The 16,078-nt window shown below is 48.6% G+C and carries 12 protein-coding genes and 1 riboswitch; of the genes, 10 read left to right on the forward strand and 2 right to left on the reverse strand.

Going from position 1 to position 16,078, the window contains the following annotated elements; all coding sequences use genetic code 11:
* The first annotated feature begins 82 nt into the window (after positions 1 to 82).
* The 7 genes from ICL07_RS23130 (at position 83) to ICL07_RS23160 (ending at position 10,257) form a co-directional block, all read left to right on the forward strand.
* Positions 83 to 2,446 carry an ABC transporter permease gene (locus tag ICL07_RS23130; protein ID WP_188090414.1) on the forward strand — a complete coding sequence of 788 codons (2,364 nt, stop codon included), beginning with the start codon at positions 83 to 85 and terminating at the stop codon, positions 2,444 to 2,446.
* Positions 2,447 to 2,519: 73 nt separating this feature from the next.
* Positions 2,520 to 4,010: a S41 family peptidase gene (locus ICL07_RS23135; RefSeq protein ID WP_188090415.1), complete on the forward strand. Its 1,491-nt coding sequence runs from the start codon at positions 2,520 to 2,522 to the stop codon at positions 4,008 to 4,010.
* Between the two features lie 161 nt (positions 4,011 to 4,171).
* Entirely contained in the window at positions 4,172 to 4,777 is a 606-nt protein-coding gene (locus ICL07_RS23140) for a short chain dehydrogenase (RefSeq protein WP_188090416.1), read from the forward strand.
* A 504-nt stretch (positions 4,778 to 5,281) separates the two neighbouring features.
* A complete protein-coding gene (locus ICL07_RS23145) occupies positions 5,282 to 5,902 on the forward strand; it encodes a CGNR zinc finger domain-containing protein (protein WP_188090417.1) in 621 nt (206 codons plus the stop codon).
* Positions 5,899 to 6,804: an EamA family transporter gene (locus ICL07_RS23150; RefSeq protein ID WP_188090418.1), complete on the forward strand. Its 906-nt coding sequence runs from the start codon at positions 5,899 to 5,901 to the stop codon at positions 6,802 to 6,804. The genes ICL07_RS23145 and ICL07_RS23150 overlap by 4 nt, the downstream gene beginning before the upstream one ends.
* Before the next feature lie 30 nt (positions 6,805 to 6,834).
* Entirely contained in the window at positions 6,835 to 7,794 is a 960-nt protein-coding gene (locus ICL07_RS23155; RefSeq protein WP_188090419.1) for a Gfo/Idh/MocA family protein, read from the forward strand.
* Positions 7,795 to 8,079: 285 nt separating this feature from the next.
* On the forward strand, positions 8,080 to 10,257 hold the full coding sequence (locus tag ICL07_RS23160) for a bifunctional alpha,alpha-trehalose-phosphate synthase (UDP-forming)/trehalose-phosphatase (protein WP_188090420.1): 2,178 nt from the start codon (positions 8,080 to 8,082) through the stop codon (positions 10,255 to 10,257).
* Positions 10,258 to 10,425: 168 nt separating this feature from the next.
* On the opposite strand, the gene ICL07_RS23165 is transcribed toward ICL07_RS23160, so the two are convergent.
* On the reverse strand, positions 10,426 to 12,207 hold the full coding sequence (locus tag ICL07_RS23165) for a glycoside hydrolase family 15 protein (protein ID WP_188090421.1): 1,782 nt from the start codon (positions 12,205 to 12,207) through the stop codon (positions 10,426 to 10,428).
* A gap of 130 nt (positions 12,208 to 12,337) precedes the next feature.
* Here ICL07_RS23165 and glk point away from each other — a divergent pair, with 130 nt between their 5' ends.
* From glk to ICL07_RS23180, 3 genes are all read left to right on the forward strand, one after another.
* Positions 12,338 to 13,363 (forward strand): glucokinase, encoded by a 1,026-nt coding sequence (gene glk / locus ICL07_RS23170; RefSeq protein ID WP_246485145.1) that lies wholly within the window; start codon positions 12,338 to 12,340, stop codon positions 13,361 to 13,363.
* 9 nt (positions 13,364 to 13,372) lie between these two features.
* Positions 13,373 to 13,446: riboswitch (Fluoride riboswitch) on the forward strand.
* A 48-nt stretch (positions 13,447 to 13,494) separates the two neighbouring features.
* Complete coding sequence (locus ICL07_RS23175) at positions 13,495 to 14,784, forward strand: voltage-gated chloride channel family protein (protein ID WP_188090423.1); 1,290 nt, start codon at positions 13,495 to 13,497, stop codon at positions 14,782 to 14,784.
* Positions 14,785 to 14,865: 81 nt separating this feature from the next.
* The gene (locus ICL07_RS23180; RefSeq protein ID WP_188090424.1) at positions 14,866 to 15,306 is read left to right on the forward strand and encodes a VOC family protein; all 441 of its coding nucleotides are present in this window, start codon (positions 14,866 to 14,868) and stop codon (positions 15,304 to 15,306) included.
* 501 nt (positions 15,307 to 15,807) lie between these two features.
* Here ICL07_RS23180 and ICL07_RS23185 read toward each other — a convergent pair.
* Complete coding sequence (locus tag ICL07_RS23185; protein ID WP_188090425.1) at positions 15,808 to 16,032, reverse strand: helix-turn-helix transcriptional regulator; 225 nt, start codon at positions 16,030 to 16,032, stop codon at positions 15,808 to 15,810.
* Positions 16,033 to 16,078: the final 46 nt, after the last annotated feature.

Raw genomic sequence — 16,078 nt, forward strand, 5'->3', positions numbered from 1 at the left:
TTGTATATAAATGTTTTGAAGAACGGCACCTTCCTTGGTGCCGTTTTTATTTTATCTTATTGCTATCTGAAACCGCGTTATTATGTTTGTCAACTATCTGCTGATCGCCTGGCGTAACTTATTGAAACACCGGTTGTTTACCTTACTCAATTTAATTGGTTTGTCTACCGGGCTCGCCTCTACGTTATTGATTTGTCTCTGGATCAGGGACGAGTGGCGCATGGACCGCTTTCACGAAAAAGGTGACCGCCTGTATACTGTCATGGAGACCAAACCTCACGCCAACGGCTTACTGACGACGATTGAATCGCCCGCGCAGCTGGCAGCTGTGTTGAAACAGGAGATGCCGGAAGTGGAACAGGCGGTGGTGAGCACGCCGGCTAACTGGTTTCCGGGTTTCACGATGACGGCAGCGGACAAACATGTAAAAAGCCGCGGACTGTTTGCCGGCGGGGATTTTTTCGATCTGTTCAGTTATCCATTGCTGGCGGGTGATAAAAAGCAGGTGCTTGCAGATAATAACAACGTAGTGATCTCCGAACGAATGGCCATGCGGTTGTTTGGTACCATTGATAATGTGGTCGGTCGTCAGCTGGAATGGCAGATCGATGTGTTCAAGGGACCGGCCGTGGTGGCAGGCGTTTTCAAAGACATGCCGGGTATCTCTTCCCTGCAGGCCGATTTTATCCTGCCGTTCGGGGCTTTCAAATCGTTGATGCGTATCGGCGATAACCTGGACCCGGTCGGCCCGTTTGTAACCTGGTTGTTATTGAAGGAAGGCACGCAGGTAGCGGCTTTTAACGATAAACTCACCCGGTTCATGCAAGAGCGGACGGGTAACAAGGCCCGTATTTCCTTTGTAGCGCCGTACGCAGATAACTACCTGTATGGCACATACGAAAACGGTCGGCAAGCCGGTGGCCGTATTGCCTATGTAAAACTCTTTGGGTTGATCGCCCTCTTTATTGTACTGATTGCTGCAGTCAATTTTATGAACCTGTCCACCGCCAGAGCCGGCATCCGGATGAAGGAAGTCGGCGTACGTAAAACACTGGGAGCCAGCCGTTGGTCGCTGATGCAGCAGTACCTGGGCGAGTCGTTGTTACTGGCAATCATAGCGCTCTTACTAGCTGTATTCCTGGTATGGATATTACTGACGCCCTTTAATGTGATCACCGGAAAACAGCTGCAGCTGGAATGGAGCTGGTCACTGACAATGCTGTTTACAGGCATAACAGCACTTACCGGACTATTGGCGGGAAGTTACCCGGCATTTGTCCTTTCTGCTTTTAAGCCCGTACAGGTATTGAAAGGTAAGGTAATGAACAGCGTCAGTGATCTGTGGGCCAGGAAAGGACTGGTAGTTTTCCAGTTTGGGCTTTCTATTGTATTGATAGTAGCCGTCATCGTTGTGCAAAAACAATTAGCGTATATCCAGCACCGTAACCTGGGCTATCAGAAAGATCATGTGGTATATTTTATGGCAGAAGGAAAAGTACCGGAGCATATGGATGCTTTTCTGGAGGCCTTACGGCAAATGCCGGGGGTAGTGACTGCCTCCAGTATGGTAGGACATGTTTTCGGCGAAGCCGGTCAGCCGATCAGCTGGGAGCGGCAGGGGCGCTCAGAGAACATCTTGTTCCGGCCGTTTCAGATGGGGGAAGGCATGCTGGAAACGTTGGGCATTCAATTAAAAGAAGGGAGCGGTTTCAGCGGTAACTATGCCGCTGATTCCACGCGCATTATATTGAACGAGGCAGCTGTTGCCGCCATGGGGCTGGATAATCCGGTAGGTAAAACTATCCTGTTTGCCGGTCTTCGCCGTGAGATCGTGGGGGTGGTGAAGGATTTTAACTTTCAATCGCTGCATAGCCCTGTACAGCCGCTTTTCTGCCAGATAGAACCCAGAGGTGGTACTGTTATGCTGAAAATCAGGGGTGGAATGGAACAGGAGGTGTTAAAACGCATCGAAACTTTTTACCAGTCCTATAACCCCGGATATATACTGGAAAGCCATTTCCTGGATGAGGATTACCAGGCGCTTTATGTAGCAGAAAAACGGGTAGCCCGCTTAGCTGGTTACGCCGCCTCGCTGGCTATCCTGATATCCTGTCTGGGTGTGTTCGGCCTGGCAGCGTTCACTGCTGAAACCCGGCGCCGGGAAATTGGCGTCCGCAAAGTGCTGGGGGCCGGTACTGGTCAACTGATGCTGTTGTTGTCCAAAGATTTGTTGCGGCCGGTAGGTCTGGCCATCAGTATCGGATTGCCGCTGGCCTGGGTGATAATGCACCGCTGGCTGGATAACTTTGCTTACCGGATAAGTTTCGGTTGGGAAATACTGGCGCTTGCCGGTGTGGCTACTTTTGTAGTAACATTCCTGACGGTCAGTGTACAGACAGCGCGAGCGGCGCTGAGAAACCCCGTGGAAGCGCTGAAGGCGGAATAACGGAAACGCCTGTATTTAAGTCAGGATTTTAGTGTAATCTTATGGCATTAGTTGACCTGATAACCTTCAAAAAATGCCCAGATTTTTTATTATCCTGTTACTGTGTTTGACCGGGCACGCGATGGCCCAGCAGCCCATCTTTTCCCGGCAACAGCTCCAACAGGACCTGAACTACCTGGATACTGCCCTCCGGGAATTGCATCCGGGATTGTTCCGCTACCAAAGCCCCGCACAATTTGACAGTGCTGTACAAGCTACCCATATGGCTATACGGGACCAGATGCCGCTTCGGGATGCTTATGCATCTTTTTCCTCACTGGTAGCGGGTATCCGGTGCGCGCATACGGTTCTTGTTCCCCGGAGTAACTGGGCCGATACCCTGCGCACAGCAAAGTTTTATTTACCTTTTCAGGTATTTTTTATCCGGGGAGATGCTTACCTGGTAGTGAACCGCTCCTCCAACCAGGATGTTCATCCGGGAGATAGGTTATTGTCGATCAACGACCGGCCGATAACGGCCATTCGGGATGAGATCTTCCGGCATCTCTTTTCCGATGGTTATATTGAAACATTGAAATATCGCCAGATACATGATCAACTGTTTTCATACTTCTACAATTGTTTCATTGAACAGGCGGATTCCTTTCGGGTGACTTATCAAAACGCCGGGGGCGAAACGAAGACGATCACAGTACCTGCGCTGGACATGACGGAAATGAACCGGAATGTGTTCGCTAATCCGGTGAACCAGTTTTTTCTGCAGGAAGCACGTAAACAAAAGCCTCATTCACATGAGCTGTCACTCGATAAAGAAAAGAAAATAGCTACCATCTACCTGTGGCAGTTCTTTGGTGGAAAGAACGGCGCTCAGGCGCGTGCCGCAATGAATCGTTTTATGGACGAGAGTTTGGCAAAAATCAGCAGGAGCGGGATTACCGACCTCATAGTGGACCTGCGGTACAACGGAGGTGGGTATGATAACCAGGGACAGGCCTTGTTATCGTATTTCATTGATCAGCCAGTGTTGTATTACCGTAGCATGCGCACCGTTACAAACAGTTCACCGTTGCTGGCGCATTCTTCTTTATCCCCGGATGACCTGAAGCAGGTCAGGGATAGTCTCGTACCGCTGCCTGACGGAACTTATCGTGTACCCGTTTCCGTGAATCCTACGCTTGATAGTGTGCGGCCGGCAGCTCAGCGTTTTAAAGGGAACGTGTATTTCCTTGTTAATGGCGCCACCGGGTCTACCACAGCGGAATTTACCGCAGTAGCGCATCATCTTCGGGTGGGAACGTTTATTGGCGATGAAACAGGTGGTAACTACACCGGGGGCAACGGTGGTGAGTTTGTCGGATTGTTGTTACCCAACACGCGTATGCATGTAACCATACCTGTTGTACGGTATGAGAACGCTGTGGACCATCCGGCACAGGAAGGACGTGGCACTATACCGGATTACCCCGACAACTATACCATCACGGAAGCGGTGAGTAACCGGGATACGGCCCGGGAACTAGCGTATCGGTTAATAGCGGAAAAGCGGGCAAAGGGTCAGCAATAACCGCCAGGTATTGTACTTTGCAACTGAAAACCAATTAGTACCAAAAGACAATGCCATCAAAAGAAGAAAAGGAAAGACGAAAAAAACTGCTGGCGCCGGTATTGTGATTGTGAAGTGCTGGCCAATGTAGAGGAATATTTTGAGTAATAAATCCGACCTATATGAAAATCCTGATGATTGGCACCACCGGCGCCATTGGTAAACAAGTATTAAAGGAACTGCAGGGAAGAAAACACGAAGTCATTACAGCGGGTCGCAATAGCGGTCATATGCGTGTAGACATCACCGATAGTGCTTCTATTGAAAAGTTATATCAGACAGTGGGGAATATCGACGCCGTTGTAGTCACTGCCGGATCTTCCCCCATGAAAAGTTTCCAGCAGCTTCAGGAGTCCGATGTGATGGAAGCCATCCATTCCAAGTTAATGGGACAGGTGAACGTGGTCCTGAAAGGGCAACACTATCTCAACGATAAGGGCTCGTTTACCCTGACCTCCGGTATTCTGGCCGATGAACCTGCCCGGGGCACGGTAGCGGGGGCTGTTGTGAGTGGTGCTGTCAATAGTTTCGTGGTGGGCGCCGCTACTGAATTGCAACGTGGCCTCCGTATCAATGTGGTCAGTCCGGGACTTGCCGAAAACTCTGCGGACGATATCGGTCACCTGTTCCCAGGGTTTAATCCGGTACCGATGCGTCGCCTCATAAATGCTTATCTGAGATCTGTAGAAGGAGTAATTACCGGTCAGGTGATCCGGGTACACGAGTAAAACCGGGACATTTTTAAGCAGCCGGAACACTGCTGAAAACGGCAGATAAGGACATTCTGTCATAGCATAAGCATCGTTGCATGGACAGCCTTTTCATCTCATTAAATTATTTTCATTATCTAATTATATTATTTGTATATTTAATAATATAAAATAAATTTGTATTTGTAAATTTATATAGATACCTGGGTTTTTTACCGTAATATTGCTCCTGCCCGCTATTTGGAGAGGGAGTGAAGCAGTCCTTCTAAAAATCAATCTTCCCTGTAGAGACATCTACCTTAAAATACTATCATTGTTAAACAAAAACAGCCGCTGTAGTGGCTGTTTTTGTTTTTTATAACTTATTGATTTTAATTTTTTTAAATTGATAATATTAAAGAGATGGTAGAGGAGACGAAAATCCTTTCCGACCCCCTGTATTTTATTAACCACCAAAAATAGTTTTACCGGTTAATTTAATAGTTTACATTTGTATAGCAGACACGTTAAAGCCACGATTTTATGTCTACGAAAAACAACATTAACACCATACGTTTAGATGGTGGTGTCCTCTGTCTCGACTTTGTTAATACTATCAGCAACCGAAACAAACCGGAGCTACTCGATTACCTCGTCGGTATGAAGGAGCTGCTGGAATGGTACAACCGTATGGATGTAATGTCTGCCAAAGTGTCCCACACTTTGGAACGGTTAGCCAAGGGGTATCCACAGAAAGCGGCCATCGTTTTCGATAAATGTATCGTGCTGCGGGAACTGCTGCTGAGACTGTTTGCCGCTGCTATCCATCGGAAAGCACCAGACCCTTCTGACATCCGTTTGTTCAATACTTATGTAGCGGATGCCTACGCTAACATAGAAGTGAACTGGAAGCCCTCCCTGCGTCAGGGCGAACTGCTTTTTAACGCCCCGGCACTGGAGCAACTGATTTGGTGGCTGGTGAAGTCGGCCTTAGAGTTATATACCGGAAACGGGTTGCAACAGGTCCGCCAATGCCCTGCCTGCGGCTGGCTGTTCCTGGACAAAAGCCGTAACGGCTCCCGTAAATGGTGTAGCATGAGTGTGTGTGGGGATCTCCATAAAGTACAGCAATTCCAACAGCGCCATAAAAAGAAACCAAAATGACCAACGCCGTAAAACCTGCCAGCTACCGTACACATACCTTCCTGTATCTGCTGGCCGTATATATTATCTGGGGATCTACTTATCTGGGAATAAAGTTCGCTACGGAAAGCGTGCCGCCATTTTTACTGTCAGCCTTGCGGTTTTTCCTGGCCGGTTGTATCCTGCTGGGCATTGGTTACTGGAAGGAGAGAAGCATCCCTGCCTGGCAACAAATAAGGGCTGCTATTTTCGTAGGGGTGTTACTGATAGGTGTCGGTAATACCACCGTAGCCCTGGCGGTACACTATATGCCATCCGGACTGGTAGCCCTGATCGTGGCGGCTATGCCGGCCTGGTTTATGGGGCTGGACTGGGCTTTCTTTAGTAAGAAAAAGCCCTCGCTGCTGACAATACTGGGGATTGTGCTGGGATTCCTGGGGCTGTTTTTACTCTTTAACCCGTTCTCCGCCGCTCATGCCACCAGGAGTTTTCCTTTGTGGCCTATTCCGGTGATCGTAACGGGCAGTATTTGCTGGGCTACCGGTTCCTTGTTTGTACAACGGTTACCCATGCCTGCCCAGATGACCAGTACCGCCATACAGATGCTGGCAGGGGCCGTCTTCTCCCTGTTGGTCAGTTTTTGCCTGGAGCCCGGCGCCTGGAGTACACTACCGGGAATGTCTCAACGTAGTTTGCTTGCTTATATTTATCTTGTCATGATAGGTTCGCTGGTCGGCTATACTTCTTATAGCTGGCTTACCCGCAATGCGCCGCCACGGCTTACGGCCACGTATGCCTATGTAAACCCGGTGGTGGCTATGTTCCTGGGATGGGCTGTTGGTAACGAAGTGATCGACAGCATGGTAGGTGTGTCAGCTGCGATTGTTATTGCCGGTGTGGTACTGATGACATTAAAGAAGTAATGTGTATTTTGTTGGCTCAATATAGTTATCATGGACAGGATTAATTGGGGCATCATCGGATGCGGTAATGTAACAGAAGTAAAAAGTGGTCCGGCTTTCCGACTGACTGCCCATAGCGATGTGACGGCAGTCATGCGCCGGAATCGCGAACTGGCGGCAGACTATGCCCAACGCCATCAGGTAGACCGCTACTACGACGATGCTACCGACCTTCTGAACGATCCGCATGTAAATGCCATTTATATTGCCACTCCGCCGGATAGTCATGAAGCCTATGCCCTGGCTGCTATTGAAAAGGGTTTACCTGTTTATATAGAAAAGCCGGTAGGTATCAACCTGGCTGCTGCCCGTCGTATAGCGGCTGCTGTTAGTGCCAGTGGTGTTCGCGCCAGTGTGGCCCATTACCGCCGGCGCTTACCTGTATTTGTGCGGGTCAAAGAGTTACTGGAAGAAGGATATATTGGTCAGGTGCGTCACGTAGACCTGCGCCTCTGGAAAACATCGCCTACGGAAAATGCCGGATGGCGGCTTGATCCAACCTTGTCAGGTGGTGGTTTTTTCCACGACCTGGCGCCGCATCAGCTGGACATCCTCCTGGATTATTTCGGTAAGCCGCTGAAAGTGAGCGGTATCGGCACTGGGGAAGATCCGCGTGTAGCCGGCCAGGTTAGCGGCCAGGTACTATTCAACAACGGTATCCTCTTTAACGGCAGCTGGAACTTTATCGCGCCTCCCCATATGAATGCCGATTACTGCACCATCACCGGAGATGCCGGTACCATACGGTTTCATTTCTTCCGGGATTTTCATCTACTGACCGTGGAGACAGCCACAGGCACCGAAAACTTTAGTTTTGATACCCCTGCCCATGTGCAGGCGCCCCTGATTGCGGAAGTCGTGCAGTATTTCCGCGGAGAGGGACTTAATCCCGTTTCAGTAACCGACGCCGTTACCGGTATGGAGATGATGGAACAACTCCTGGGCTTATAGATACCTTTTATTTTTATATGTGCTGAAGCCCTGCGTAGCAAGTATTTCGCAGGAAGGGGAGATATTTCCCTTCCTTTTGCCCCTGGAAATCATTATCTTGTGAAGATCACCCGTTACAGGAAAACCCATTATCCCACTTCGGATAAGCCCTGTTTGATGAACCACAGCCACTTTTAGCAGCATTATATTTATTTATATATAACGGTTCCGCTCTTTTGGGTGTGCTATTTGTTTTGTTGCTGCACCATATACACGTCATTTGATAATTAGAGATATAAACTGACTATGAAGAAGACTATTATTGTTTCGAACAGGCTACCGGTAAAAATTACAGAGAAAGACGGTGAGTTTTCACTGCAGCCCAGCGAAGGAGGATTGGCTACCGGTTTAGGATCTATTTACAGAGATGGCAATAACATCTGGCTGGGATGGCCGGGATTGGAAATCGAAGATCCCAAACAGCAGGAGAAAATCACGAAACAACTAAGGCAGATGAACCTCATGCCGGTTTTTCTGACCCAGGACGAAATCAACAACTTCTACGAAGGATTTTCCAATGAAACATTATGGCCGGTGTTCCATTACATGGCGGTATATGCCCGTTACGACCAGGGCTACTGGGATGCCTACTACCAGGTAAATAAAAAGTTCCGGGATATTGTCATGCAGGTGGCCGAACAAGGGGATACCATCTGGGTACACGATTACCAGCTGCTGTTACTGCCTGGTATGCTGCGGGCTGAAATGCCGGAAATATCCATCGGCTTTTTTAACCATATTCCGTTCCCTTCATACGAATTGTTTCGCCTTATTCCCTGGCGTGCGGAGCTGATAGAAGGGATGTTAGGCGCCGACCTGATGGGCTTTCACACTTTCGACGATACCCGGCACTTTCTGAATGCGGCCAGTCGCATCCTGCCGGTCAATACCACGGCCAATATCGTTTACTATAATGACAGGGCCGTAGTGGTGGAGACTTTCCCCATGGGTATCGACTTTAATAAATTCTCCGGCCTCGCCAATGATCCGGAAGTAAAACACCAGATACAAAGTCTGAAGGAGAACTTCCAGCAGGATCGGATGGTGTTGTCTATAGACCGGCTGGATTACAGCAAGGGTATCCTGCAACGGCTGCAGGCTTTTGAACTGCTGTTACAGCTGCATCCGGAATATATCGGCAAAGTTGTCTTGTATATGATTGTGGTGCCTTCCAGAGATACCGTACCGCAATACAAAGAGCTACGCGATGAAATCGATAAACTGGTAGGTAACATTAACTCTCGTTTCCGTACTCTCAGCTGGCATCCGGTGCAGTATTTCTACCGGTCCTTTCCGGTGGAAGTGCTGGCGGGACTCTATAACTACGCCGACATTTGTCTGGTTACGCCGATGCGTGACGGGATGAACCTCGTCAGCAAAGAGTACGTGGCCAGCCGGAATAATAATGATGGTGTACTGATTCTCAGTGAAATGGCCGGTGCATCTAAAGAACTCATCGACGCGATCATCGTAAATCCCAATAACATCGGGGCCATTACCCGGGCTATTGTAGATGCACTCAATATGCCTTTACCGGAACAACAACGGCGCATGAAGCAGATGCGGCAACTGGTGTCCAAGTTCAACGTTCATCACTGGGTGAAATTATTCATGACCCGCCTGGAAGAAGTGAACCAGATGCAGCAGAATATGCTGGCACGCCGGGTGAACCAGGAAACAGCTGTCATGATAAGACAACAATACCGGCAAGCAAAAAAACGCATCATCTTCCTGGACTACGACGGCACGCTGGTCGGATTTCAGAGCAATATAGACATGGCCGCACCAGATCCGGATCTGTACCAGCTGCTGCGGGAGCTGGCGGCTTATCCCGGCAATCATATTGTCATGATCAGCGGCCGCAAACACGAAACGCTGGGAGAGTGGTTCGGGCATTTGCCGGTAGACCTGATCGCCGAACACGGTGCCTGGCAAAAGACCCGGGAAGGAGAGTGGTACCAGTTGCCCGGTCTCACCGATAAATGGAAACAGGAAATCATGCCCATGCTGGAGCAGGCTACAGACCGTACCCCTGGCTCATTTGTAGAAGAAAAAAGTTACTCCCTCGTATGGCACTACCGTAAAGTGGAATCAGGTTTGGGCGAACAACGCGCCAATGAACTGATGAACACCCTGCGTTATTACACAGTAGAAAAGGGTTTGCAGGTATTGCCCGGAGATAAGGTGATTGAAGTGAAAAATATCGAGATCAATAAAGGCAAAGCTGCCCTCAGCTGGTTAAATCATAAGAAGTATGATTTTATTATGGCGATGGGAGATGACGTGACCGACGAAGATATCTTTAAAGCGTTGCCACCAAAGGCGATCACAATTAAAGTGGGAAGTCAGGTGTCGGCCGCGCAGTATTACCTGCGAAGCCATCATGAAGTCCGGCATTTGCTGCGTACCCTGAAATCCATTTAGAAATTTTGAAATTTTGGGATTTTCAGATTTACGAATTTCTGGGATTTGATTATGTGATGTTGATCATGTTATAATGAATTATATATGAATTATATATTATTTATATATTTAAACAACATCACACAATCAAATCCCAGAAATTCGTAAATCCCCTAAATCCGAAAATCCCTAAATAAATATTGGTTTATCCAGTTTCATCGCTATGCGGTAGGCCGCATTCATCAGTCCCACATGGCTATAGGCCTGGGGGAAATTACCCCATTGGCTGCCGGTAGTGGATTCCACATCTTCACTGAAAAGCAGGAGGTGGTTGGAATATTGCAGCAGCTTACTGAATTCGCGTTGTGCATCATCCAGCCGGCCTACGCAGGCGAGCGCTTCTACGTACCAGAAGGCACATACCAGGAAAGTTGTTTTAGGGAGACCAAAATCATCGGAGTGCCGGTAACGGTAAAACAGCCCTTCCGGTGTTTTCAATTCTTTTTCCAGTCCTGCCAAATGATCCCGTGCCTTTTCAGAAGCAGGGTCCAGGTAGTTCATCATAATCAGTTGCAGCGTGCTGGCATCCAGGTGCTGACTGCCGGCGGCATTGGTATATACTTTCCGTACCGGATCATAGCAACTTTCAATATGAGCCGCAGCGCGGTTCTTCAAAGCAACGGCGCGGTCAATCAGTTCTTCATTGCCGATAGTCCTGGCCATTTTTTCTGCCGCATTACAACCCGCCCACTGGAATAAGTTCGTGTAGCAGTGAATGTTAGCCATGTTCCGGAACTCCCAGATACCGGCGTCTTTTTCATCGATGGTCTTTTCTATTTTTTTCAGCAGGAGGTTGATCCACCGGTCAGAGTCTTTCCGTTCGGAGAAGATAAAACGGTGGTCGGTATATAATGGTAACATGGAAATCAACACCTGTCCATAGATATCATTCTGGATATGTTCATAGGCCTGGTTACCTATGCGGACAGGCTGATTGCCCATATATCCGTCGAGATGGGGGAGTATGGTTTCCACCAGGTCCTTTTTTCCGGTGATACCGTACAAAGGCTGATAGCGGAAATCACCGGAGAAAGAGATGTCAGTGATATAACCGAAGTACTTCTCCATTTCCTCAAAATGACCGATATGGTTCAGTGCGGTAATTACATAATAGGTATCGCGCATCCAGCAGTAGCGGTAGTCCCAGTTGCGGCCACTGTCCGGGAATTCCGGGAGACTGGTGGTACTGGCCGCAATGATGGCGCCGGTATCTTCATTTTGGTGGATTTTCAGCGCCAAAGCGGCCCGGATTACATAAGGCTGATGGTAATTGGCAATGGAAGAATGTTTGATCCAGGTGCGCCAGTAGGTGGCGGTTTCCCGGAGAAACCGTTCGGCTGTGCTTGCCAGCGGCGCTTCCAGGGGCAGGCCGTAGGTGAGTATCAGGTATTTGGTTTCATTCAACACAAAATATTCTTCATCAAAAACATAGCTCACGGCAATATTGGTGGTCAGCCTGATATTGTCCTCGCAGCCGGTGAACTCGATGTGGCTGCTGCCTCTGATGGGATGTAACTGGGCGGTGCCATAATCGCAGGTGGGTGTACACCGCACACGGATGCGGGGTGAGCCATCCAGTGGTTCCACTTTCCGTATCAGCATCAGCGGTTTGAAAAAACGTTCGTATTGCTGAAAGCGGGGGGCGAAGTCGGTCACCCGGTAACTACCTTCCGTAGTGCTGATTTCCGTACAGAGAATATTGGTATTCTCCATATAATATTGATGGGATGCATAATCGCCGGTAGGCAGGATGGAAAAGGCACCCCCTTTTTTACGATCCAGCAGCCCTCCAAAAACGAAAGAGCTGTCCATCCGGGGCCAGCAGAGCCAATCTACATTCGTGTCTTTGTTGATATGCGCCAGGAACGCGCAATTTCCAATAAGTCCAGTCTGATAGGTATGTCTTTCCATTAAAAATCAATTTATTGGGTTTACATTTTTTTCAGAAAATTGTTCAACGAGGGGCAAATGCTGTTCCAATTTGACTATTTTTAGGAGATAAGTTTACGATGTTATGCAGACAATCAAAAAGCAGCACTATTTGCCTAGGTTTGTAGCACCCGTATATGAGCAGGGGAAAGAACTGTATTTATTGGCCGGCGACCTGGGTGGCACAAAGACCAACCTGGCCTTGTTCCGCCTGGCCGAAGGGGATTTCGATGTAGTGCGGGAAGACAAATATGCATCGAGGGACTATGCCAGTTTCTCAGAAATTATTCAGCATTTTATTAGTCAGGGTGGGGAAAAGCCGCAGCGTATATGCATTGGGGTAGCCGGACCGGTTGTGAAAGGGAAAGTGGAGCTTACCAATTTATCACGCGAGCTTAGTGAAGATGAAATCCGGCAGGCAACAGGTATCCAGGCGGTAGCACTCATCAACGACCTGGAAGCTACGGCATATGGATTAGCTACCTTATCACCGGGACAGTTAACTACTTTACATCGCGGCGCTGCCGATAATAATGGTAATATGGCCATCATCGCACCGGGTACAGGGTTGGGCATGGCCGGCCTGTATTGGGATGGCAAGCATCATCATCCTTTCCCTACGGAAGGTGGTCATGGTGATTTTGCACCGCGTACGGAACTCGATATATCTTTATTAAGATATCTGCAGGAGAAATATGAGATTGCCAGCTGGGAGCGCGTTATTTCCGGTCCGGGTATCGTGACCATTTACCAGTTCCTGCGGGATATAAAAGAAATGGAAGTGCCGTCGGCACTGGCAGCGGAAATGGCAGCCGGCGACGATGCCGCCGTTATCAGCAAAGCAGCCATGGAAGGCAAAGTGGCGATCTGTGTAAAAACGATGGAACTGTTTGTCCGGTACCTGGCGCGCGAATCGTGCAACCTGGTGCTGAAGATGAAATCCACCGGGGGACTCTTTCTGGGAGGCGGTATTCCGCCCAAGATAGCCCGGTTACTGGAGACCGGCGAGTTCTTTCATCACTATATGCAGGGCGACCGGATGGCTGAACTGCTGACCAGTGTGCCTATTCATATTGTCAACAATGATAAGTCTGCGCTTTGGGGCGCAGCATATTATGCTGGATTATTAGCAGATTAATTTTACTTTTGCATCACAGGAAATGGTGTCTTCCTGCTCCGAACCGTTTCGGGTCCTCCGAAACTGATGGCGCCTACAAAACGAACCAGGTGATACAAAGTGGTGTCACCTTAAACTGCTGTTTGTAGGACATGATACAAAATAGAAATAAACCGGAACAAATTACAGTAGCGTATCAGCTGCTGAGATGGACAGTGTTGGTATTACCTGTTGCCCTGATCGTGGGCAGCCTGGTAGCCCTCTTTCTATGGATGCTCGACAAGGCGACGAAGATCCGTTTTGAAAATGGATGGTTGTTGTACCTGTTGCCATTAGCAGGTATATTGATTTATTGGTTATACCGCGTGGGAGGCAAGAATGCCGAAAAGGGCAATAACCTGATCATGGATGAGATACACCAGCCCGGAGGAGGTGTTCCCGCGAGGATGGCGCCCCTGGTGCTGCTCACCACTGTGATCACCCACCTGTTTGGCGGTTCCGCCGGACGGGAAGGCACAGCCGTGCAGATTGGTGGAAGTATGGCCGCCTGGATAGGAAAAACGCTCGGACTCACGCCCAGGGATATACGTATATTATTAATGACCGGTATTGCCGCAGGTTTTGGAGCGGTATTCGGAACACCCATTGCAGGTACTGTGTTCGCCCTGGAAGTACTGGCTATTGGCGCCATGCGTTACGATGCGCTGGTGCCTTGTCTTATTGCAGCCGTACTGGCAGATGTAGTTTGTTCAGCCTGGGGAATATCGCACACACATTATCAGATATTATACACAGGTTCGCACCTGACGCCTTATATCCCTTTTGTGAAGGCTGATCTGTTTCTGTTACTAAAGGTGATAGTAGCTGGCGTCGCTTTTGGCTTGACCGGCTTTTTGTTTTCCTGGATGATTCACGCGATCAAATATAACGCCAACGTCTATATTAAAATTCCGTGGCTTATTCCTGTTGTGGGCGGTTTGGTGGTTATCGGTATGACTTTTATTCTCGGCACCCGTGATTATCTGGGTTTAGGCGTGTATAGTCAGTCGCCCGACGGCGTCAGTATCGTTAATGCCTTCAGCGGCAGCAGTAATATCTCTGACTGGAGCTGGCTATGGAAGCTGATTTTCACCGCTGTAACGCTGGGAATGGGTTTTAAAGGGGGAGAGGTGACACCTTTATTTTTTATGGGCGCCACCCTGGGGCATACGCTGGCCTTGTTGCTCGGCGCGCCGGTTGACCTGTTCGCCGGACTTGGTTTCATCGCCGTTTTTGCCGGGGCCACCAATACACCGCTGGCGTGTACACTGATGGGCGTTGAACTTTTTGGCACTGACCACGTACTGTATTTCGCCGTAGCGTGTTTTACCGCGTATTATTTCAGCGGGCACTCCGGAATTTACGCTTCCCAAAAACTTGTAGTCTCAAAATTTGATCGCTAAATTGGCTCTGGTAGCGGATTTGGGAGCTAACAATTTTGTTAGCCCGATAGTCCGTTACTTATCATGTTGTAGTTTTGCCGCATGAACAAGACGAATATCACGGGCATCCATCATTTGGCCATTCAGGCCAATGATTTCCAGGCCACCTGCAGGTTTTATGAGGCGCTGGGACTTGTACCATACCATTCCTGGACATTACCGGAGTTTAATATTACAGATGCGGCGTTGCTGCAAATTCCGGGTACCGGGTCCTTTATCGAAATATTTGACAAGGACGCCAATGTGGCCGCGCAGGGGCGCCGCAGACAGCCTGGTGAGACGCCCGTCACCGGAGCGATATTACACCTGGCATTGACCGTTGAGGATGTGGATGCTGCGTATGTCCACGCATTATCACTGGGCGCTGTGAGCTGCATCGCGCCGAATGATTTATCGCTCGGTCAGCCGCCGTTAAAAATCCGTAACGCACTGGTGTACGGGCTGGATGGAGAAGTCATTGAATTTATTACCGTATTCGCATAATTTTTTGCTGCTGGGAGTGTAGGTTACATTGCCGGCAGCTTTTTTGTCCCCGATAATTCCTGCATAAATTCCCAGAAACCCCAGAATTTCCCATCAAAATGAAGGCGCTGAGAATCGCGTATTCGTGAGAGGCCTTGAGGTGTATTCGTACAAACCAGCCACAGTAGCCTCATTCGAATGAATTTCCACCACCGTTTTATAGAGACTTTTTCGCTTCGATGAGCTTAAAGTTTATAGCCGCAGATTATTCCTATAATTTATGTTATGTTAAATAGATAAACCTATTAAAAAGAGAACGTTGTATATAAGTCCTCTTTTACATGTGATTTTTATTTAACTTAGTTGATAACCAGTGAGTTAAGGCAATAAGCGGCCCTTTTTAGCCACTACTCCACTTGCACAGCACGGCTGTCAAAGAACTAGTACTAATTAAGCTAGTCAAAAAATCAATACCAACAAAATATCTATTAAACGGGTGCGATCCAGGAGGCTCCTGTTACCCTATTGGGCCTTATTGTCAACAAGCAATATTCTAACGCTTACATCTAAAACGTCAGCGATTATATTTAGGGTTGGAATATCTGGTTGCGCGTCGTTCCGGCACCAGGCGGCCACGCTGTTATACGAAATTTTTTTTCGCTCGTTAACGCGGTTATATAAGTCTTTTTGGTTCATCCCAAGTTCAGCCAAAACGGCCTTGATTCGATTATACAGCACTTTCTCCATTCGGGTAAATTTAATATCAGCGCGATAGCGCCCCTTAAAAACTTAT

The organism is Chitinophaga qingshengii, assembly GCF_014529935.1.
GTDB classification, from domain to species: Bacteria; Bacteroidota; Bacteroidia; order Chitinophagales; family Chitinophagaceae; genus Chitinophaga; species Chitinophaga qingshengii.